The sequence below is a fragment of the Marinarcus sediminis (SeqCode) genome (assembly GCF_048571275.1).
In the GTDB taxonomy this organism is placed as follows: domain Bacteria; phylum Campylobacterota; class Campylobacteria; order Campylobacterales; family Arcobacteraceae; genus Marinarcus; species Marinarcus sediminis.
The window spans coordinates 587,990-608,185 of the sequence record NZ_CP182357.1 but is presented as its reverse complement, the minus strand read 5'-3'; the positions used below and the strand labels follow the sequence as shown (position 1 = coordinate 608,185).

Annotated in this window: 22 protein-coding genes; 6 read left to right on the top strand and 16 right to left on the bottom strand. The window is 32.9% G+C overall.

Features of this window, described 5'->3' with window-relative positions; translation table 11 throughout:
• Window positions 1-31: 31 nt before the first annotated feature.
• The gene (locus ACNI3C_RS03065) at window positions 32-1,486 is read right to left on the bottom strand and encodes a DUF3373 family protein (protein ID WP_419770780.1); all 1,455 of its coding nucleotides are present in this window, start codon (window positions 1,484-1,486) and stop codon (window positions 32-34) included.
• A 147-nt stretch (window positions 1,487-1,633) separates the two neighbouring features.
• Window positions 1,634-1,957: a cytochrome C gene (locus tag ACNI3C_RS03060; RefSeq protein ID WP_419770779.1), complete on the bottom strand. Its 324-nt coding sequence runs from the start codon at window positions 1,955-1,957 to the stop codon at window positions 1,634-1,636.
• 160 nt (window positions 1,958-2,117) lie between these two features.
• Between ACNI3C_RS03060 and ACNI3C_RS03055 the strand changes: the two genes are divergently transcribed.
• The 6 genes from ACNI3C_RS03055 to darH all read left to right on the top strand — a co-directional run bounded on the left by ACNI3C_RS03055 (window position 2,118) and on the right by darH (window position 7,402).
• Entirely contained in the window at window positions 2,118-3,449 is a 1,332-nt protein-coding gene (locus tag ACNI3C_RS03055; RefSeq protein WP_419770778.1) for an NFACT RNA binding domain-containing protein, read from the top strand.
• Window positions 3,450-3,513: 64 nt separating this feature from the next.
• Window positions 3,514-3,903: a YceB family lipoprotein gene (locus ACNI3C_RS03050; RefSeq protein WP_419770777.1), complete on the top strand. Its 390-nt coding sequence runs from the start codon at window positions 3,514-3,516 to the stop codon at window positions 3,901-3,903.
• A gap of 24 nt (window positions 3,904-3,927) precedes the next feature.
• On the top strand, window positions 3,928-4,878 hold the full coding sequence (locus tag ACNI3C_RS03045; RefSeq protein ID WP_419770776.1) for a dialkylrecorsinol condensing enzyme: 951 nt from the start codon (window positions 3,928-3,930) through the stop codon (window positions 4,876-4,878).
• Window positions 4,875-6,020 carry a beta-ketoacyl-ACP synthase III gene (locus ACNI3C_RS03040; protein WP_419770775.1) on the top strand — a complete coding sequence of 382 codons (1,146 nt, stop codon included), beginning with the start codon at window positions 4,875-4,877 and terminating at the stop codon, window positions 6,018-6,020. The genes ACNI3C_RS03045 and ACNI3C_RS03040 overlap by 4 nt, the downstream gene beginning before the upstream one ends.
• Entirely contained in the window at window positions 6,021-6,416 is a 396-nt protein-coding gene (locus ACNI3C_RS03035; RefSeq protein ID WP_419770774.1) for a DarG family dialkylresorcinol biosynthesis protein, read from the top strand. It abuts the gene before it with no gap.
• The gene (darH, locus tag ACNI3C_RS03030) at window positions 6,413-7,402 is read left to right on the top strand and encodes a BtrH-related acyltransferase DarH (RefSeq protein ID WP_419770773.1); all 990 of its coding nucleotides are present in this window, start codon (window positions 6,413-6,415) and stop codon (window positions 7,400-7,402) included. Before ACNI3C_RS03035 ends, darH begins: the two co-directional genes overlap by 4 nt.
• Before the next feature lie 3 nt (window positions 7,403-7,405).
• Here darH and ACNI3C_RS03025 read toward each other — a convergent pair whose 3' ends face one another.
• The 14 genes from ACNI3C_RS03025 to ACNI3C_RS02960 are packed head-to-tail and all read right to left on the bottom strand — an operon-like array spanning window position 7,406 to window position 20,121.
• Window positions 7,406-8,233, bottom strand: a complete 828-nt coding sequence (locus ACNI3C_RS03025) for a hypothetical protein (protein WP_419770772.1) — start codon at window positions 8,231-8,233, stop codon at window positions 7,406-7,408.
• Between the two features lie 2 nt (window positions 8,234-8,235).
• A complete protein-coding gene (locus ACNI3C_RS03020; RefSeq protein WP_419770771.1) occupies window positions 8,236-9,384 on the bottom strand; it encodes a beta-ketoacyl synthase N-terminal-like domain-containing protein in 1,149 nt (382 codons plus the stop codon).
• Between the two features lie 3 nt (window positions 9,385-9,387).
• A complete protein-coding gene (locus ACNI3C_RS03015) occupies window positions 9,388-9,654 on the bottom strand; it encodes a phosphopantetheine-binding protein (RefSeq protein ID WP_419770770.1) in 267 nt (88 codons plus the stop codon).
• 3 nt (window positions 9,655-9,657) lie between these two features.
• Window positions 9,658-10,812: an ABC transporter permease gene (locus tag ACNI3C_RS03010; RefSeq protein ID WP_419770769.1), complete on the bottom strand. Its 1,155-nt coding sequence runs from the start codon at window positions 10,810-10,812 to the stop codon at window positions 9,658-9,660.
• Window positions 10,812-11,675 (bottom strand): ABC transporter ATP-binding protein, encoded by an 864-nt coding sequence (locus tag ACNI3C_RS03005; RefSeq protein ID WP_419770768.1) that lies wholly within the window; start codon window positions 11,673-11,675, stop codon window positions 10,812-10,814. Before ACNI3C_RS03005 ends, ACNI3C_RS03010 begins: the two co-directional genes overlap by 1 nt.
• A 34-nt stretch (window positions 11,676-11,709) precedes the next feature.
• Entirely contained in the window at window positions 11,710-12,924 is a 1,215-nt protein-coding gene (locus ACNI3C_RS03000; RefSeq protein ID WP_419770767.1) for an AMP-binding protein, read from the bottom strand.
• The gene (locus ACNI3C_RS02995; RefSeq protein ID WP_419770766.1) at window positions 12,915-15,029 is read right to left on the bottom strand and encodes an MMPL family transporter; all 2,115 of its coding nucleotides are present in this window, start codon (window positions 15,027-15,029) and stop codon (window positions 12,915-12,917) included. Before ACNI3C_RS02995 ends, ACNI3C_RS03000 begins: the two co-directional genes overlap by 10 nt.
• Complete coding sequence (locus tag ACNI3C_RS02990; RefSeq protein WP_419770765.1) at window positions 15,013-15,486, bottom strand: hypothetical protein; 474 nt, start codon at window positions 15,484-15,486, stop codon at window positions 15,013-15,015. Before ACNI3C_RS02990 ends, ACNI3C_RS02995 begins: the two co-directional genes overlap by 17 nt.
• Entirely contained in the window at window positions 15,479-16,021 is a 543-nt protein-coding gene (locus ACNI3C_RS02985) for a hypothetical protein (protein ID WP_419770764.1), read from the bottom strand. The genes ACNI3C_RS02990 and ACNI3C_RS02985 overlap by 8 nt, the downstream gene beginning before the upstream one ends.
• A 5-nt stretch (window positions 16,022-16,026) precedes the next feature.
• Entirely contained in the window at window positions 16,027-16,731 is a 705-nt protein-coding gene (locus ACNI3C_RS02980) for an SDR family NAD(P)-dependent oxidoreductase (protein ID WP_419770763.1), read from the bottom strand.
• Between the two features lie 10 nt (window positions 16,732-16,741).
• On the bottom strand, window positions 16,742-18,262 hold the full coding sequence (locus ACNI3C_RS02975; RefSeq protein WP_419770762.1) for an HAL/PAL/TAL family ammonia-lyase: 1,521 nt from the start codon (window positions 18,260-18,262) through the stop codon (window positions 16,742-16,744).
• A complete protein-coding gene (locus tag ACNI3C_RS02970) occupies window positions 18,259-19,119 on the bottom strand; it encodes an LpxL/LpxP family acyltransferase (protein ID WP_419770761.1) in 861 nt (286 codons plus the stop codon). The genes ACNI3C_RS02975 and ACNI3C_RS02970 overlap by 4 nt, the downstream gene beginning before the upstream one ends.
• Complete coding sequence (locus ACNI3C_RS02965) at window positions 19,116-19,826, bottom strand: glycosyltransferase family 2 protein (protein WP_419770760.1); 711 nt, start codon at window positions 19,824-19,826, stop codon at window positions 19,116-19,118. Before ACNI3C_RS02965 ends, ACNI3C_RS02970 begins: the two co-directional genes overlap by 4 nt.
• A complete protein-coding gene (locus ACNI3C_RS02960) occupies window positions 19,819-20,121 on the bottom strand; it encodes an ApeI family dehydratase (RefSeq protein ID WP_419770759.1) in 303 nt (100 codons plus the stop codon). The genes ACNI3C_RS02965 and ACNI3C_RS02960 overlap by 8 nt, the downstream gene beginning before the upstream one ends.
• Window positions 20,122-20,196: the final 75 nt, after the last annotated feature.

The following is a 20,196-nucleotide window of genomic DNA, read 5'->3' as shown; positions in this document are numbered from 1 at the left end:
AAGCATAACGCTTTTTCTATTTAGAACTATATTAGAATCGGTATCTGATATACCCTGTGATGTTTTGTGCTTCTTTAACTGCATTCCCAGCTGCTGCAGAACTTGTATCCATTGGTGCACCAAAATCACCAAAGAATCCATTACTTCCAGTGTAGTCGTAATCAATTTTTGTAAATCTGACAGATGCACTTAATGCAGAGGTTAAATTTTTGTTATAGTAAGCTTCAATGGCTGTACCACGAGCGGCTAATTTAGAACCAATCATAGAGTCTTCACCATATGTGAAACTTCTCCAATATTTACTTCCTTTATTCCATTCAAGACCAAATCTACCATCATCAGTAAACCCATCAGGAACATTGATACCAACCCAATAAGAGTGACCTCTCTCTTTATCAGTACTTCCAAGCATTCCTAATGCATTTGGATCTGTTTCACTCATTGCATACGATGCAAAAAAGATGGAGTTATCTAAATAATCCGATATTCCATCCCCAATTCCATCGGCTTTAAACATGATGTTAGCTAAGGTTAAACCACCAAAATCTGTAAAGTTTGCACTGTCTGGACTACCAAATGGTGCTACTCTATCTTCATATCCAATTAAGTTCCATGCTTTGGCATAGTTTGTATGAACCGAATATTGTCCGTTGTCATAAGGAACAAAGATAAATCCAAGCAAATCAACGTTTGAAGTTGTGGTTGATTTTGCATAATCGTAACCTTGATTGTCAAATCGTAGTCGTGCGTTGGTTAAGCCTCTTCCTGCACAGAATTTAAGCCACATTCCTTCAACACCTGTGATTTTATCAAGATTAAATCGAACACTTGCTCCATCAAACTCAACATTTACAGTATGTGATAGAGGTGATTTTCTTTGTTGATCAACTCTTAAGTTAATACCCAACCCATCTGTTGAAGGACGTCGTCCAATTGATGCTGTCCATGAAACATCTTTGTTCCCTAAAAATGAGTCATTCATATAGAGCCAATATGCCTCTTTGACATTTAACGCATTGTCATTTCCTGCAGCTTCATTGGTAATCCAATCAAACTGAGAATTTCCAACACTATTTACATCTTCTCCAAAGAGTTTATTGTAAGAAAGTGTTCCATAGAAAAGTGAATTTTCATCTGCTTGATACTTCATCCCTAACCAAAGTCTATTTGACAGAACTGAAGAATTTTTAAGTTTAGTACCATTTCCTAATTTGTAAGTGATACTGTCCATTTGTGTTCTAAAATCAACATCCCACTTGATATTATCACCTGCATCATGTGCTTTGACCAAATCAACTTTTTGCGCGTTTTTTTTCACACTTTTTTCAACTGTAACAATTTTTTTGTCTTGTTGATTAAGTTGTGCTTCTAATTTTGCAATTTGGGCTTTTAATGCCTCAAGTTGCGCCATCACATCATCATTAGCAACTGAAGTTGTAGCGATTGCTGCTACTGCTGACAGTGCTATTAAACTCTTTTTAAACATAACTCTCCTTTATGATTACCTATTTTAATTATACGATGCTTCGTTTTAATTACATCTTAATATACTATTAAGATTTATTATAATAAATATAATAAAAAAAAAGGTGGCAGTAAGTTACTGCCACCTTTTAGTAGTGTTTTTTATGAATTAACAAGAAGGAACAACACCTGAATCATTTGCATATTCATACGCAAAGTCATAAATATCTTCTTGCCATGACTTTTTGATATCTCCTGCTTTTACCTCTGGACAAATTTTGATAATTTCTTCTTCAAATTTTCCACCATCTTTAAGTGCTTTCCAATCATCTTGTGAATGAGATCTAGCAAATTCTGCACCTGTCATTCCACAAGTACTTTTTAATTTTTTTGCAAAAAGTTTTTGACCTTTAACAACATCAGCAGAAGCTGTAGTTGCAGCAATACCAGCTACAAGTGCACCTGCTAAAACGATTTTTAATAATTTCGACATAATTATTCCCCTAAAATATAAATTCAGCTACAATTATAGCATAGGAATATAAAAGCACTCTGAAAAAAATACTATAAAAATATAAAAAAAACTTATATTATAATTTTGAATAGATGATATAAGTTTTAAAATTATCTAAAAAAATAGCAAGTGAAACATAATGAAATATTATATATTAAAAGCAATTGTTGATTATTTACAAGAACATTGTACGGCAGTAAAATTGATTAAAAGAGTTGACAATAATACCATTATTATTGAGTTTAACAACAAAAACAGCATCTATTTTGATCTCTCTAAAAGCAACGCGTTAATTTACAAAAAAGAGGATACTTTTAATACAAAAAAAGATTATAACGCCCCTTTTGATGTTGTGTTACAAAAAAGATTTTACAATTCTAAAATTGAAAATATTTCTCTGCTCAATGATGATAAAGTCATTTGTATTGAAGTATTGAGTCAATCTTCATATAAATCACTCAAAACAAAACTGCAGTTAGAATTTACAGGGAAATACACCAATATCATTATAACCGATGAAAAGAGTGTTGTTTTAGAAGCGTTAAGACATATTGATGAATATTCATCCAGTCGAGTCGTAAAAGTGGGAATGTTATTATCTGCTATACCAAAACCCGATTTTATTCCAAAAATGGAAAACATTGAGAATATTGAAGCATATCTTTATGGGGTGTATGAAAAAAAAGAGCAGCAAGAGCTGGATGTCTTAAAAAAATTAAAACGTTCACAAATAACAAAACAGTTGCAAAAAATTGAAAATTTGTTGAACGGTTTGGCACAACAAGAAGAGTTGGAACTTGAGTCACAAGAGTTTTACAATAAAGCCAATTTGATTTTAAGTAATATGCATAACATTAAACCGTATCAATCGTTCATTGAAGTTTTTGATTTTGAAGGAAATGTCATCAAAATGGCGTTAGATTTAAAATACCCCACGCCATCGGGTTTTGCTAATCATCTGTTTGCTAAAGCAAAAAAAGCAAAACAAAAAGCAAAAAAACTCTATCTAGAGCGAGATAATTTAGAGCAAAAAGCACAGTTTTTAAAACGCATGCTGAGTCAAATAGAAGAGGCAAAAAGTATTGATGAGATAGAATTTCTTTTTCCTAAAAAAGAGAGAAATCAAACCAAAACCAAAAAACAAGAGCCCTATGAAAGCTTTTTCTTTCAAGGGTATAAAATACTTTTAGGAACAAGTGAACGAGAAAATGTTCATCTGCTTCAAAATTCAAAAGCCAGTGACTTTTGGTTTCATTTAAAAGAGAGACCCTCTTCTCATGTCATTGTTCAAAACAGTAAAAAAACAATACCCGATGAGGTCATAGAAAAAGCCGCAAAAATTTGTGCGCAATTTTCAGTTGATTTTGAAGGAAACTATTTGGTTGATTATACACAACGAAGAAATGTGAAGATTCAGTCAGGTGCGAATGTTTTGTACAATCCCTACAGTACTGTCACAGTTAAGGTATAAATTAAGAAAAAACAAACCATCTCTTGGGTATTATTATTTTTAATTTTAAAAACAAAGGGGAAAAATGAAAACGTTATTAAAAAGTTTAGGAGCCTTAGTGCTAGTTGGATTGGTATTAACTGGATGTAGAGTTGCATCGATTTACAATGTTCAAAAAGATCCAATCAGTGTTAAACTCTCTGATGATAAAATTTTTAATGCAATCAAAAGAGCAGGTTATTCAAAAGGTTGGATAGTAACTAAAGTTAAACCGGGTTTAGCAGAAGCAAAAATTACTCTCAGAGAACATTTTGCTGTGGTTGATATTGCGTATACAGAAAAAGATTTTTCAATTACGTATAAAAACAGTATGAATTTAAAATATGATCCTACTAAAGGAACAATTCATCAAAATTATAACGGTTGGGTTAAAAATTTAGAAACAGCAATTAATCTTGAATTGTCTATGCTATAACTTGTTGTTTGAGCAAATATAATATTGAAAAAAGTTTTAATTGTCAGTTATTCTCAATCGGGTCAACTCAATGAAGTGATTGCTTCATTGAGTTCTCCTCTTGCAGCAGATAAGCATATCCAAATTATTCATCACATAATAACACCCAAAAAAGCGTATCCTTTTCCATGGAGTTTTATGACATTTATGGACTGTTTTCCAGAGTCTGTCTATTTAGACCCTTGTGAAATTGAAGCCATTGATGAAGATGACAATGAATATGATTTAATCATATTGGCGTATCAAGTGTGGTTTTTGTCCCCCTCTTTGCCTATAACGGCATTTTTAAAAAGTGCGTATGCCAAAGAGAAATTAAAAAACAAACCCGTTATTACTGTTATTGGTTGCAGAAATATGTGGGTGATGGCACAAGAAAAAGTCAAAGTATTATTAAATGATATGGGTGCAAAATTAATTGACAATATTGTTTTAATCGATCAAGGCAACTCTTTTGCCACATTTGTAACGACTCCACGATGGTTGCTTACGGGAAACAAAGAGAGTCTTTGGGGAATTTTCCCCAAAGCGGGGATTCATCCCGATGAAATTAAAAATGCATCGCGTTTTGGGCATGCCATTAAAGCCGGATTACAAAACAATGATGAAAAAAACTTTAACTCCATGTGTCATGGATTAAAAGCGGTGAATGTGAACCAAAAATTCATTAAGAGTGAACAAATCGGTACAAAGAGTTTTATGATTTGGGGAAAATTAATACGAAATCTTGGTCCTCAAGGCAGTGCAAAACGAAAGCCCGTGCTGGTGTTATATACGGTTTTTTTAATCTTTATGATTGTAACAGTGGTGCCGATTAATATGGTAATTCAATATATAATAAGACAAATCAATAAAGAGAAAGTTTTGCAAGAAAAAGAGTTGTATGAATTGCCCTCTGGCAGTAAAGATACTCGGATGAAGGATTTTTTAGAAAAATGAGCAGTGTTTATATTAACGATATACAAAAGTTTATGCCCAATGAACCCGTATTTAATGATGAAATTGAAGAGTATTTGGGCTGTATAGCAGGCAAAAAATCTAAGGTTAAAAACATTGTTTTGCGAAGCAATGGCATACAAAGAAGGTTTTATGTTTTAGAAAAAGGGACTCAAAAACCACTGTTTACCAATGCCCAACTCTGTTCCAATGCAATTAAAAAGTTAGAAAAGGAAGATTTTTCTTTAAAAGACATAGAGTGTTTGGCCTGTGGAACGACTTCTCCTGATCAATTAATGCCAGGACACACCCTTATGGTTCAAGGAGAATTGGGCATCAGTTCTATTGAGACTGTGTCGGCTTCTGGAATTTGTTTAAGTGGAGTAAATGCTTTAAAATATGTCTATTATGGTATCAAATCAGGAGAAATATCAAAAGCAGTATCGTGTGGTTCTGAAGCTTCCTCACCAATTTTAAGTGCAAAAAATTTTACAGAAGAATCCATTATTAAATTAGATGAGTTAGAAAAAAACAGCAGCATTGCATTTGAAAAAGATTTCTTACGATGGATGTTATCTGATGGTGCAGGTGCCATGAGAGTAGAAAACCAACCCAATAAAGATAAAATATCTCTGAAAATTGAGTTTATTGATATGCTCTCATATGCGGGTGAAATGCCCGTTTGTATGTACAGTGGTCTAAAAGTTTTTGAAGACAATAGTGTGCAATCTTGGCGAGCTTATGAGCAAAAAGATGTGATGCAAGACTCTTTATTGAGTGTACAACAAAATGTCAAACTTCTAAATGAAAATATTGTTGAATATACCGTGGTAAAACCTTTAAAAGAGATTTTAGAAAAAAGAGATCTTAAAAGCAGTGACTACAACTACTTTTTGCCTCATTTCTCTTCGATGTATTTTAAAGATAAACTCTATGAGGGCCTAAAAAAAGCAAATTTTGAAATCCCTTATGAAAAATGGTTTACCAATTTAACACAATTTGGTAACACAGGAAGTGCTTCTATTTATATTATTCTTGAAGAGTTATTTCATTCAAACAAGTTAGTTAAAGGCGATAAGATTCTCTGTTATATCCCAGAAAGTGGGCGTTTTTCAACGGCTTTTATCTCTCTTGAAGTGGTTTAAATGAATAAAATAGAAGTTCCTCAAGAAGAGAACAGCACTTTAAATGGACAAAAAAAAGTGATGTATGTTTCAAGTGAGGGGGGAGCGTTTCAACGCGTGAATTATGCCAGTAGCATAGAAGAGTTTGCAACAAAAACTGCCGTTGAAGAGTTTGAAACATTGGCCAAAGAGAGCCTTGAAAATATAAAAAAAGGCACGGCTTCTCCCATAGAGTATTTTATGTATAAAAACCGAATGGATTTGCCGACACTTTCAAGTGTGGTAGGGATGTTCTCTTTTAGAGTAAAACGGCATTTAAAAATGAAGAACTTCACAAAATTGAATCGTAAACTTTTGGAAAAATACGCAGTTGCCTTTGGCATAACCTATGAAGAATTAAAGGATTTTGAAATATGAGTACACCATTTAAACACGCTCAATTTGCCCATTGTGAAAGTGGTGTGATTTCTACATTGCTGACAAATTATGGATTAAAATTAAGTGAACCCATGGCTTTTGGAATAACCAGTTCACTTTCATTTGTCTATCTTCCTATTGTTAAAATAAGCAATATGCCACTTGTTGCATACCGAGAACTTCCTAAGAACATTGTGAATAAAATCTCAAAAGTTTTGGGCATAGAGATGGTCAAAAAGAAGTATAAATCTCAAGAAGAAGCCAATGAAGATTTAACCAATTTTGTGAAAAACAATCAACTCGTTGGACTCCAAACATCGGTTTTTTATCTGCCTTATTTTCCTAAAGATATGCAGTTTCATTTTAATGCACATAACTTGTTGGTTTATGCAAAACAAGGAAGTGATTATTGCATTTCAGACCCTGTTTTTGAAGAGGTTGTTTTGTGCAATGAAGAGAAATTGACCCAAGCAAGATTTGCCAAAGGTGCCTTTGCACCAAAAGGGTTTTTATACTACCCTAAAAGTATTCCCAATGAGATTGATTTTTCAAAAATCATAAAAAAAGCCATCGTTAAAAATGCCAAATCTATGCTCACCCCTTTCCCTTTTGCTGGAATTAAAGGGATGAAACGATTGGCCAAAAAGATTGCTTCTTTAAAACTGGATAACAATCAAAGATACCTTAAAAATTTTTTAACACACATTGTGCGAATGCAAGAAGAGATAGGAACAGGTGGCGGGGGATTCCGTTTTTTATATGCTGCATTTTTGCAAGAAGCAAAAGTGTATGACTTGGATAATGAGATTTTAGAAGAGGCCTCCTCTTTATTTATACAATCAGGAAATACACTCAGAGAGTTTGCTCTGTATTGTGTTGAATCAAGCAAAAAACTGGATAAATTTGATGCTAATAAAATCGCAGATAAATTGTTGGAAGCAGCGCAATTTGAAGAAAAAGCGTGCAGATTATTAAAACAGATATAAGAATTATTTGCTTAGCTTGATAACCATATATTTGCCTTGATTGTCTTTTGCAATATGAATTAATTTGCCTTTATAATTAAGAAGTTCTATTACTTTTAATATCCCCTCTGTGCCATAAAAAGAGTCGAGTTGCATCAACGTATTCTCTTTTAATAAGTCTTTTAATGCTTCATCTTGAGTAGCGAATTGATTGAGTGTGATATGGGCATTGCAAAACATCTCTTTTTCTAAGTTTTGAAGGTTGGCATACTCATTGATTTCATCAATATGGGCTATGGCATTCTCTTTGTGGCGATTGGCATAAATCCAACAGCTTCCATCTTTTGACTCTTGGTTTAAAATGTTATCAATGTATAAGTTCGCATTTTCTATGCTACTGACCGATTCATCGATTCCACCAATTAACACATCTTCAACCTCTTTTATATCCAAATCAAATTTTGCAAGCTGTAAAGCTTTTTCTCCTGAACAATTTTTGGCCGTTAATACCATGTTTTTACCAGAGGCTTGGAGTGCTTTTGAGACATAAAAACCGACATTATTGGTATTAATATTTAAAAAATCAAAAGGCATAATCATAGGGGTTTCTTCAGAAGAGGAATTTAAAATATTATCCAATTCAAGAACAGAACCATATTCTGTAGCAACATAAATGCCCGTATTTGAACTTAAGGTAATCTCTTTACAACACATCAATGCACCATAAACGGCCAAAACATTAAACTTACATGAACGTCTTAAGTTAATGTCGGAAAGGCTTTTTAAGAGTGTTCTGTAGTGCGTAATGGGGGTATTGCTGTTAATAAGTTTGGAAGTAGCATGAATGTACATAGTTACTCCTTATTGCTTAAAATAATTGAACAGTTATTGCCACCAAAAGCAACATAGTTAAAAAGTATTGTGGCTTTTTTTTCACAAGCAGTATGCTCCAAAACAGGAGTGAATTTTACATCTTCAGCAGGTGTTTCAAAACCAAAAGTGGCAGGAATAAACCCTTTGTTAATGGCATAAAACATCAATATCATTTCATTGGTACCACAAGCACCTAAAGTATGTCCTAAAATGGGTTTTAACGAGGTCACTTTTGTAGTGGTTTTATACTCATTAAATAACAAAGAGATGGCTTTTGCTTCTGAGGAGTTGTTGTTTTCACTTCCTGTTGCATGGGCTTTAATACAATCAATGTCCTTCAGTGTTAAACCACTTTGTTTTAAACAACGATGCAGTGTATTAAAAATGGGAATCCCTGTGGGGTCACTGGTTGTTTCCGAGTAGTTATCACAAATATTGCTTGAACTGATGTATTTGAAATTATTCTCAGCTCTTTTTTTTGAGTCCAACACAACCGCCGAACATCCCTCTCCTAAAATAATACCATCGCTGTGTTTGTCAAAAGGGCGATAAATCCCATTTTTTGAAAGCAACATTAATGAACTGAATCCTCCATACGTGGCTTGATTAAAGAGTTCAAGCCCAATGACAAGGGCGCGTTTGATTTTTTGATGTTCAATAAGTTTTGAAGCATAGGCTAAGGCATTGGCACTTGAGGTACATGCTGTAGAAAAAAGCATGGCTTTATGGTTTGAACCTACAAGTTTTTCAACATAAGAAGCAATAAAACCTCCCCCCAGTTCTTTAAAAGCCAAGGAAGAGGTTCCTTTGTTAAACATTTTGCGATACTCTTCATTGACACTGATACCCATAGAGGTTGAACCAATAAAAATGTGTAACTCTTTGGTCTCTTCAGAAGAGAGTTGAGCATCTTTTATGGCATCTGATACAATTTTTTTTAGAATGGTTCTGTAACGTTCTTCTTGGGTAGGAGCACTTTGTTGAATAGAGTAAAAAAGTTTGTCTTTAAAAATATGTTTGAGATTTTCAAGATAATTCTTTTGTGTGATGTTTTGAAGTTGAGTTGAAATATCGTTGGTGTTATCCCCAATATTACACATAAGTGAACTGCCAATGATATATGAATTCAAGTATTACTCCGGTTGAATATGATCAGCAAGAGTATTAATAGAGGTCATGATTTTTCGTAATACTTTACTGTCATTGGTGCTGATACCATATTTTTTATGTAAAGCCATGGATATTTGTAGTGCATCCATAGAGTCCAATTCCAGTTGTGAATCGCTGCCAAATAAGATTTCGTTGTCTGAAATATCTTCTGGATTGATTTCTCTGTCACACTCTTCAATAATTAATTGTTTTAACGCTAACTTTAAACTTTCATCTTGTGAACCTAACACAAACTAACTCCTATTTTTTAATAAACTGTATGCAATGATTAAACAAATTATAGCAAAGGTAACCATTTTATAAACATAAACCGAGATATCATTGAAATCTCCTCCTCGAACGAACACTTCCAAAAAGCTTTCAAGTCCCCAAGACATAGGTGAATAGTCGGTGATATCTTGCATAAACTTTGGCATGACAAATTTGGGAACCATAATCCCACCTAAAGCTGCGAGTATAATATTTGAAAGCCCCCCATACGTTGTTGCCTCTTCAGTTGTTTTACTGATATTGGCAATTAAAAGTGCAAAAGAGATAGACGCCATACTCACAGCAGATGAGATTAAAAAAATCAAGGCTTTGTTCCCAGCAATGATTAATGTGTCTCCACCTAAAATAGGCACAATATAGATTCCCACTAAAATCATAAAAACAACTTGCAACTGATTGATAAGAAAATAGGGAAAGATTTTGCTCATGAGTATAGGAAATAAAGAGACATTGATGCTTCGTATTCTGTTGATTGTTCCAAAGTTTTTTTCATTGATGAAGGTATTGGAAATGGGAATGAGTATAAAAAACATTGAAAAAACCAACCATGCAGGCACACTTTGTTGCACAGAAGTGGGTTTGATTTTGAAGTTTTCATTTTTATACAACAAGGTGGTTGTAATTTTTGATTCTATGTCAGTAAGAGTTGTTTTATTTTGACGTTTTAACAAATCACTTAAAATGGCGTTGGTCGATGAAGCCACAATGAGTTTTTTTATCAAATCAATTTTTTGATTGTTTATGTCAGGTTTTGTCATTAAATCAATTTTAAAAGAGGGTGCATTGTTTTTAATTTCTTGAAGATACTTAGGTGAAATATGGATAACAAAATCATACATTTGAGTATATAAAATGGTTTTATTATCTTCTGGTGCAACATAAGTGGCATCAAAAAAATTGTTTTCATTAATGTTTTGGATTAATTGTTTGACCTCTTTAGAGTCAGTTTTACTTGAAATGGCAACTTTGAGCTTAACATCCACACTGTTAGAGTAACTGTTTTTAAGAGCTAAGGACATGATTAAAATAAAGAGTGTGGGCATAATAAAAAGCACAAGTAAGGCGTGAATGTCTCGAAGTATTAAGGTAAACTCTTTTTTTAGTAAGTATTTAAACATCAGTCTCTTAAATCCTGTTTCGTAATATTTAAAAACATCTCTTCTAAATTGTTATGACCAAAATCAATGTTTTCAATGGTGATTTTGTTTTTTTTCATTTCGCATAAACAGTCAAGAAGTTCTTCATAGCCATCTTTGATATTGATCTCTTGTTTTGTGTGGTTTTTTGTTTCAATAGTAATAAGTGAACTTTGTTGTATTAAGGTCTCTTTCTTCTCTTGTAAAATAATTCTTGAGTTGTCTAAAATGGCAATCTCATCACAAAGATATTCAACCTCTTCCATATAATGAGACGTATAAATGATGGTTGTTTTTGCATTGGCATTGATGTTTTTAATGACATTTAAAATATATTTTCTTGATTGAGGGTCAATGCCTACAGTTGGTTCATCCAAATATAAAATTTTTGGATTGTTTAATAACCCAATGGCAATATTGAGTCTTCTTTTTAAGCCTCCAGAATAGGTGATGGCCTCTTTATTGAGATATTTTTCCAAAGAAGTTGCTTCGATGGTATAGTCAATCCTATCTTTTAATTTGGAATTTTTTAACCCATAAAGTGCACCAAAAAATTCCAAATTTTCATAGGCATTGAGTTTGGGATAAAACGCATAGGTTTGTGGAACAAAACTGCTGATGCTTTTTATCTCTTTTGGGTGTTTGTCCAAATCAAAGCCACAAATCTCAATTTTTCCACGGTCTTTAGTTATAAGCGAGTTTAAAATTGAAACCAAGGTGGTTTTCCCTGCACCATTGGGTCCTAGCAGTCCAAAAATCGAGCCCTCTTGAATCTCTAAATTCAAATTGTCCAATATGGTTTGATTTTTATACGATTTAGTAAGATTGCTTATTTTTATGGCCATTGACTCTCTTTAATTTTTAGAAGTATAACAAAAGTTACATTATTTTTAATTTTTTACCCACACTGGAAGTGGGGATTTTTTCTACAAGGTGTAACTTAATAGAAAATTTCAAATTCGATAAATTCTCTTGCAAAATCTTTTTGATCTCTTTGGTGGTAAAGGTATGTGAAGTTTCCAATGTAATATTAAGTGTCTCTCCTCTTAATGAATTCTCTTCTTTGTCTACAAAAACCATTGCTTTGGTTATGTCTTTTATCTCTTCTAAAATATGTTCTATTTGTATGGTGGAGTATCTTTTCCCTGCAATTTTAAGAATTTGAGAACTTCTTCCTACGAGTTTAAATTGTTTGTTTTTAATCTCTACGTAATCGAATGTTTGGATTTCTCCATGAATATTTTTGAAGCCATTTTCATATAAAACATCCGAGACAAAAGGGGATTTTATTTTTAATTCACTTTGTTCATTGGTTGAAATTTCTACTTTTTTCATGGGTGTCCACAGTTCATCATCATTGTACTTATACGCAATGCCTCCTGTTTCAGTTGAGCCAAAAATTTGCATGACTTGGGTATTGAATTTTTGTGAAAACTCTTTGGCACTTAAGGCATCTAAGGGACCTGTTGAACTGACAAAAACACATTGACTTAAATCTTTACTTTGAGATATTTTATTTAAGGCTTTAATATATAAAGGGGTGGTGACGATTAATGAGTTTTCATCAATCAAATCAAGTAAATCATGAGGTAAAAAATGCTCTTTTAAAATAATGTCGATATTGTTCAACAAAGGGTAGAGCAAGCCAAAAAGTGTGCCATAAATATGAATAAACGGTACAGTTACAATGACTCTTTTAATGTTATGCTTTGCAAACATTTCACTTAAGACTTTGACTTCTTCTTCTAAGTGTGCTTTTGTTTTTAATGCCCCAACAGACTCTCCTGTAGAGCCGCTGGTAAAAAACATCATTGAAAAATCTTGCTCATCAAAAACTGTTTTTTGTTCAAAATTTTCTTTAAATTTTGGGATACCTAATGCATGAAGTTTTTTAACTATGGGTTGATTGGTATAATCAAAAAGTATGGCTTTAGAGTTTGAATGATATGCTTGAATGATATTTAATGTATTCTCTTCTTTAGAGTGTGAACCAATAAAACCGATATGGTTTTTGAGTTTTTTATCTTCTAAATTCTCTTTATCTAAGCAGTGATAATTTATTGTTGCATCATCGTTATAGACAATTAATTGCATGGGGTAAACCTTTTTGAAAATATGAGAAGTAAAGCAAGGCTTGCAATACCAATGGAAGCAATGATTCCAATGGATTGTAAAGCATTGATTTGGCTAAAAATAAGTACACCAAAACCAGCAAAGGTACTTAAAAGAGAGTAGATAATGGCTTTTTTTGTTTCGCTGTCTAAATTTTTCGCTGTGTAAATGGCATAGTCTATACATAAAGCTAAGATAATAAAAAGCATAAAAATATGTAAAATATTAAAAGGGACAAAAAATGAATAGGCTAAAATCATTGCCAGTGGAAAAAGTAAAAAATTGATTGAGATAAAAAACCTCTTTTTGGTTACAAAAAGCAACAGAGTAAGAATCAAAAGTAACGCAATTTTGCCTAAGTTTAAAAGCTCCTCTTTGACTTTTAAAATGGACTCTTCAAAGAGTAAACTCATGCTCAAAGGTTTTACAAAAGCATAATGGGATAACTCTTTGTAGGCATCTTTTTGAACCGTAACTCTTAAGAACAAGTTATCTTTAAAATGCAAAATATCCAAGCCTTGTGCCCTTAAATCAGCCAGTGTGTATTGCGGTTTTTCGCTCAACGGCACATAGGCATTTTTGAAAAAATCTTTTCTAAAGCCAAGAGCAGAAGCGTAGGTCTTAAGCTCACTTTTCAGTTGCATAAAATGGGCATTTTCTAAAAGAGCATTTTGTGTTGTAAACGTATCCCAACCAATGAGATAATCAAGAGGATTATGTTCAACAGTTAAACTTGGTTTTATACTATTTAAATTGGCAATAAGCTCATCAACACTTTTTGCTTGGATTAAAATATTCATGCCTTCTTCATCTCCCAAATAGTGTGTAAAAAAATGCTCTTTCTTTTTTAAAGGCTGATTGTTATAATCAAGATTTTTTAAATTGGTATCAAAATGAATAAAATTCAACGATAAAACAATCACACCAACAGAAAAAAGAAGAATATATTTTGCAGGAACAGCAAATGTGGGGAAGCTAAAAGTAGGCTCTTTTTTTGATTTGAATTGTATCAGTGGATAGATAAAAGCAAATTGTACATATGAACAAATCAGCGACACAATAGCAAATATTGAAATTTGTTGAATGAGGCTAAAAGAGACAAAACTGACGGCAATAAAAGCAATAAGTGTGGTGAACAGACCTAAAAACACCTCTTTGTTAAACGCTTTTTTCTCTTTATAATATCCGTGCATATAATGATGAAACATATAATCAATGGCAACGGAACTGATAGAAACTCCAAAAACAATTACAAAAACAGAGACATCCTCAAATAAGCTGCAAACAACTACAATGGCAATAATCGCTGAACTTGCAAGCGTAGTGAGTGTGTTTAAGAGCAGGCGGATGTTTTTTAAAAGCACAACATACAAAACAAGCAGTAAAAGTGAAGCAAAAAGAATAATTTTATTGACATCACTTTTAATGGCATGTGCATTTTCTACGTAATAAAAAATGGGGCTAAAAACAGTCACCTCTTTATGCTCTTGTGTAAGAGCATGAACAGCGGTATAAATTTGTTGGTAAGCCTCTAATGTTGTAGCTTCAGAACTGAGTTGAAAATAGGAGAAGTAACCATACTCTTTTAATATAAGATGACCATTTTTTAAACCAACTTTTGAAGTGGGGGTAGGTTGTTTTTCAAAAAGATTAAAAGGGTCTTTCAAATTTATAGGAGTAGGAAAAAGGGAATGGGTTAAATCATCATGAAGTTTTTGTAACTCTTTTTTCACATCAAGCTGAGCAAGTTTTTCTGTGTTGAGTTTTTGAGTATAAAGGGCATATTTATTGGAATGATTTTTTTGACTTTGCAAATCTTGTTTATGTTCAATAAATGGCAGAGTTGAAAGTTTTTCTTCTAATGTCTTTATCGTTTCTAAGGCTTGATTATTTAAACCTTTTACACTTAAGAGTATAACCTTAGAGCTGTTAAATTGTTCATACTCTTTGATGAGTGTTTTGTTTTGGCTTTGAGGAAGAACAGAGAGTATATTGGTACTGATATGGTTATAGTTATTGCTTAAAAGCAATAGGGCAAGCGCACCTAAAAGTATTAAAAAATTTGAATATTTAATGAGTTTCTTCAACCGTAATCCTATCAAGATTGAGAAGATAAATTGTCAGAAATTCCAATCGTTTGTTTTTTTTGTATTCAATTTTTTCTATAAAAGAAGCCAATGGTTCTTTAGGAATTAACGTTGTTTTTGTTGTGTTTGTTAAAATAGAAAAATAGTTTTGAAGCGTGGTTGTATCATCTTCGTAAATGGCTTTTAAAAGCAGAAAAAAGACTTTTTTACCCACTTCTTTGTTTAAGTCAATCTCTTTTAAATGGTTTTTGTTTTGGATGAAGAGTTTTTCATTTTCATACACAAATAGCTGAGTACTTTTTTCGTATGAGAGTTTAATGCTGTTTTTTTCAAATGTTATGGTACCTTTTTTATAAACAAAATTATCCAAAGCATAGAGATATTTTTGTTCTTTAAAATGGATGGTTTGTGCCCATACAAAACTGTTCAACAGGGAAAAAAGTAAAAATTTATTCATGAATATCTCTTTTTAAAAATACCAATTTTCGATGCAAGAATTGCATGATTCCACCTACAATAAAGACCAAATACCAACCAACAGAACTGTAGTATATCCAAAATTGTATATTGTTATTCAGTAATACACTCAGATGAATACCCACATTCACAGCTGAAACAAAAAACCAAAAAAGAGTAGAGTTGTGAATATAGAGCTCTTCTTCTTTGGAAAACTCTTTTTTCTGAATCTTTTTTGCAAAATAGATAATAATGGATTGTTTGTTCACATATGAAATAAGAATCAAAAGCGTAATCAATGTTGAAATAATCAAAGGAAGCGTTTTTAATATAATAAATTCTTGAAATACAAAAGTAGCAATGGCAATGATCAGATATAAAAGAGGCAGAGCCATCTCTTTATACCCTTTTTTCAAGCTTAAGAGTAACCACATTAAACTCAATATAAAAAGAGTCATGGAGACCATTTTTATATCAAAATATCTTAATGCAATAAAAACAAAAGGGGCATAAATGAAACCGAGAAACATATTCATATCATCTATCGAACCATCGCTCCGCTGATATTTAAAACTTCACCGCTGACATATGTGGCACTGTTTCCAATAAAATAAGCACAACTTGCGACTTCTTCCGCTTTTCCAAATCGTCCAAGAGGGATGGCTTTTTTAAGCTCTTTAACATTGGGGATGTTCTCTATCATTTCAGATTCGATAATTCCAGGTGCTAGTGCATTGACTCGAATGTTATATCGTCCAAGCTCTATGGACAAGGTTTTGGTAAAAGCAATCACACCACCTTTACTTGCGCTGTAGTTGGCTTGACCAGAATTTCCACTGATACCTGAAACTGAAGCCACATTTACGATGCTGCCTTTTTTGTTCATCATCATGGTTCTTGAAATAACTTTGGTCACATAAAAAAGCCCATTTAAATTGGTATTAATCACATCTTCCCATTGGCTGTCTTCCATAAAGAAAAAAAGATTGTCTTTAATGATACCTGCGTTGTTAATGAGAACATCCACACTGATATTTTCCAAAGCCAATTTTATCGAAGCTTTATCTTGCATATCAAATGTAATTAATTCCCCTTGATGATCAATGGCGTCTAAAATTTCACTTGCTTTGTTTTTATTGCTGTTATAGTGAATATAAACATAGTAACCATTTTTAGCGTACTCTTTTACAATGGCTTCACCAATGCTTCCTGTTGCGCCTGTGACCAATACTTTTTTTAATTCCATGGGTTCTTCTTTATATAAATTTTGCTTCTTGGAGTAAAACATTAATGTTTTTAATATCAAAATCCATTCGTCTGTCTTCATACAGTGGTTTGACAATTGCTCTGATTCTATCATGGATTGTTTTCAGATGAGGTGAAACTTCACTTGCTCCTCTGATATCAACCGCTTGTGCCATTCCAATAAACGCGATGCTGAGCATATTGTGTAAGTCGGGCATCATTTTGGCAAAATCATTTGCTGCGGTTGTTCCCATTGATACTTTATCTTGATTGAGAGATTCCGTTGGTCTTGAGTGAATTGAAGCGGCGGTTGTGTTTTTAATGACATCCGCACTTAAAGAACTTAAACTGATTTGCATGGCTTTAAAACCATGATAAAAAGGTTCTGTTGAAAGTTTTAAATTTTCACCCAAACCTCGGTTGAATTTATGGTCAACCAAAAGAGCAAACTCTTTATCGAGTAAATCCGCTAAATTAGCAGCACAAATTTTCAGTGTATCCATTGCGTGTGCCACGTAACCACCATAAAAATTCCCCGAAGTGTATATTTTTTGGTTTTCTCCATCAATCAATGGGTTATCATTGACTGAATTTATCTCGGTTTCAACCCAATTTTTTGAAATAATTAAGTTGTCTCGAATGACTCCCAGAACTTGTGGAGCACAACGCATTGAGTAGTTGTCTTGAATATTCAAATCATTGTCCGCAAAAAATTTGTCATATCGGTCATCTCTTCCATGAGTGAGTTTTGATCCTGCAATTTTTGTTTGAATATTTTTAGCTGCTTTGATTTGTCCACTAAAAGGTTTTGAATCGTGCACAAAATCAGCAACAGGTGTATCATCCCCTAAAAGTACTTCAAACATTCCTGCTACATAGGACTCCATAGAGTCTAAAATAATTTCAAACTTTTCAATGGCATCAAGTGCAATGGCACTCATGATAGTTGTTCCATTCATGATGGCTAAGGCTTCTTTGGGTTTAAACTCATAAGGGGTGATATTAAGTTCACTGTAGACTTCCATTACATCTTTGATTTCACCTTTATAGTAAACTTCTCGCTCTCCAGCAATAACTGCTGCAATATAAGATAATGGAGTTAAGTCACCACTTGCTCCCACTGATCCTTGTGAAGGAATAACTGGAATAATATCTTTTTCAATGAGCATTTCAAGTCGATGCAACAATTCAACACTGACTCCTGAACGCGCTTTACTCAAAGAGACCGTTCTCATTATTACAGCGTATTTACATACTTTATAAGATAAGTTTTCACCTATACCACACCCATGAAATCTGAAAAGATTTTTTTGCAACGTTTTGCTGTCTTCAAAAGTAACATAGTTTTTTCCGCTGGCACCATACCCTGTGGTAATTCCATAAATGGGTTTTCCATTTTTAATCTCATTCATTAAAAAGTTATGTGTGTGATTAATATAATCCAAAAACGCTTGATCTTTTGATATTTCAATGGTTGAGGCTTCTTTAATCTCATCTAATGTGATGTATCTCTTGTCTATACTTAAATTCATTTTTTCTCCCAGAAATTGTAAAAATTAAACCACTGTTGCGGATTTTGTTGTAAGATTTTTTCATAATAGTTTACATATAACGTCATTGCATCATGAATGGATTCTTCTTGTTTTAAATTTTGATTCATGTTTATTATTAGGCATTCAATTTGATAGTGTCGCATCCCTTTAAGGATGGCAAAAAGTACGACAATAGGCTTTTGGGTTTTATAGGCAATTTGAAATGGGTTTTTATTGAAAAATCCAATATCACCTAAAAATGGTAGCCCCACATTATATTTGCTGTCATTGCTTCGGTCTCCCATCATGGCAACAATCTCTTTATCAAGCAAAGCATTGGCTATTTTAATGGAGACCTCTAAACCACTTTTGTTCAAATCAATAATGTCAATATTATTGACCTTTAAAGGCAGAGAATCTTCAATGGCTTTAATGCCATCAAGCAGAACTTCTTTCATGACGATATTGATTTTATTTTGAGTGATTGGTGCATTGCTTGTTGAAGCCCAACCGCCATAATGCGACATCAAAAGAAGTGCACCTGAATCAAATATCTCTTTTATGGCTTTTTTTTGAGCGTACTCAAAAACATAACTTTGAGGTGCAAATTTTGAGATAAATCGATCCACCATACACATGGCAAAGTATCTTAAATGTCTATAATAAATGGCATTGGTAAAGGGCTTTTCTAATCTTTGATAATATATTTCCAGTGATTTTTTAACGTTTGAAGCAAAAATAAAATAAAAAAATGTAACGGGGTACATTAAAAAATAGATAAAGGTATATCCAAAAATTTTGTAAAGATTAAAAACCAGCTTTATGCTCCAAGCACTTCCCCGTTGTTTTGTGATCATTTTTTGTTTTTTTGTATGTTGAAGATTGTTTTGATCCATTTGAAAGGCAAAATTTGGATATGTACCCAAACAATTGATGCGGTGTCTTCAAATTTTTTAAAGTGACTGACTCGGTTTTCTGCTTGCGGGTAGTAACACTCTATGCTTGTTTCTATAATGTTTTTTCCACTGTCAGCATGGCGAACTATGACTTCCATTTCCCAATCAAATTTTTTGGTTTTAATGGGCAAATCTAAAATAGAAACAGGATATATTCTGAACCCTGATAAAGAATCGGTAATTTCATATCCCGTATCCCAACATGCCCAGAAATTACTGAACCATCGTCCAAACTTTGAACCATTGGGGATATTTGAGATATTGAAATTTCGTGCACCAATGACAATCTCATCTTTTGGGCACATGGCAATGAGTTTTTCTATTTCGCTTGCCAAATGTTGCCCATCGCCATCAAGTGTTATTATATGGGAATATCCAAGCTCTTTGGCTTTTTTTGCTCCCGTAATAATAGCAGCACCTTTGCCTTGATTGTGTTCGTGTCTGAGTATTGTTAGGTTCTCATTGGGCTTTAAAATTTGTTGTAAAGGTGTTGATGAACCATCATCAACTACAATAATATTATGCCCATAGCTAAGGACATCATCAACGACAGTTTGTATGGTATGAAAATTGTCATAAGTGGGAATGACCGCGATATATTTATTCATAAGTTAATTCATTGACCTTATTGTTATTTTCATCTTTTACAGATATTTTATTATGGTGTTTAGTATAAGTTAATATTGTAGAAGGTTTTACCAGTGTCAGAAATTTTAACTTTTTAATTTTTTTAATCTTAAGATTAAACAGTTCTTGCGCAATCTCTATTTGTAAAAAACCAGGTAATATTGGATTTCCTGGGAAATGAGCTTTAAATATAAGATGCTCTTCATCTGTAAGTTTAATCTCTTTTTCCAATGGAGAACTTTTTACGATTGTGTATAAGTTTTTTGTAAAATCCATGGATTACTTTCTAAAATATTTTTTGCTATTTTACTTATATATCACTAAATGTTATATTAATACGTCACTTAAAAG

Bases quoted from the DNA above. Each gene is read 5' to 3' on its own strand.
- ACNI3C_RS02965 (WP_419770760.1), bottom strand. From the start codon at position 19,826: ATGAATAAATATATCGCGGTCATTCCCACTTATGACAATTTTCATACC.
- ACNI3C_RS03000 (WP_419770767.1), bottom strand. From the start codon at position 12,924: ATGCAATTAATTGTCTATAACGATGATGCAACAATAAATTATCACTGC.
- ACNI3C_RS03040 (WP_419770775.1), top strand. From the start codon at position 4,875: ATGAGCAGTGTTTATATTAACGATATACAAAAGTTTATGCCCAATGAA.
- ACNI3C_RS03025 (WP_419770772.1), bottom strand. From the start codon at position 8,233: ATGTACATTCATGCTACTTCCAAACTTATTAACAGCAATACCCCCATT.
- ACNI3C_RS03035 (WP_419770774.1), top strand. From the start codon at position 6,021: ATGAATAAAATAGAAGTTCCTCAAGAAGAGAACAGCACTTTAAATGGA.
- ACNI3C_RS03050 (WP_419770777.1), top strand. From the start codon at position 3,514: ATGAAAACGTTATTAAAAAGTTTAGGAGCCTTAGTGCTAGTTGGATTG.
- ACNI3C_RS02990 (WP_419770765.1), bottom strand. From the start codon at position 15,486: ATGAATAAATTTTTACTTTTTTCCCTGTTGAACAGTTTTGTATGGGCA.
- ACNI3C_RS03005 (WP_419770768.1), bottom strand. From the start codon at position 11,675: ATGGCCATAAAAATAAGCAATCTTACTAAATCGTATAAAAATCAAACC.
- ACNI3C_RS02985 (WP_419770764.1), bottom strand. From the start codon at position 16,021: ATGAATATGTTTCTCGGTTTCATTTATGCCCCTTTTGTTTTTATTGCA.
- ACNI3C_RS02980 (WP_419770763.1), bottom strand. From the start codon at position 16,731: ATGGAATTAAAAAAAGTATTGGTCACAGGCGCAACAGGAAGCATTGGT.
- ACNI3C_RS03065 (WP_419770780.1), bottom strand. From the start codon at position 1,486: ATGTTTAAAAAGAGTTTAATAGCACTGTCAGCAGTAGCAGCAATCGCT.
- ACNI3C_RS03010 (WP_419770769.1), bottom strand. From the start codon at position 10,812: ATGTTTAAATACTTACTAAAAAAAGAGTTTACCTTAATACTTCGAGAC.
- ACNI3C_RS02975 (WP_419770762.1), bottom strand. From the start codon at position 18,262: ATGAATTTAAGTATAGACAAGAGATACATCACATTAGATGAGATTAAA.
- darH (WP_419770773.1), top strand. From the start codon at position 6,413: ATGAGTACACCATTTAAACACGCTCAATTTGCCCATTGTGAAAGTGGT.
- ACNI3C_RS03060 (WP_419770779.1), bottom strand. From the start codon at position 1,957: ATGTCGAAATTATTAAAAATCGTTTTAGCAGGTGCACTTGTAGCTGGT.
- ACNI3C_RS03055 (WP_419770778.1), top strand. From the start codon at position 2,118: ATGAAATATTATATATTAAAAGCAATTGTTGATTATTTACAAGAACAT.
- ACNI3C_RS02960 (WP_419770759.1), bottom strand. From the start codon at position 20,121: ATGGATTTTACAAAAAACTTATACACAATCGTAAAAAGTTCTCCATTG.
- ACNI3C_RS02970 (WP_419770761.1), bottom strand. From the start codon at position 19,119: ATGATCACAAAACAACGGGGAAGTGCTTGGAGCATAAAGCTGGTTTTT.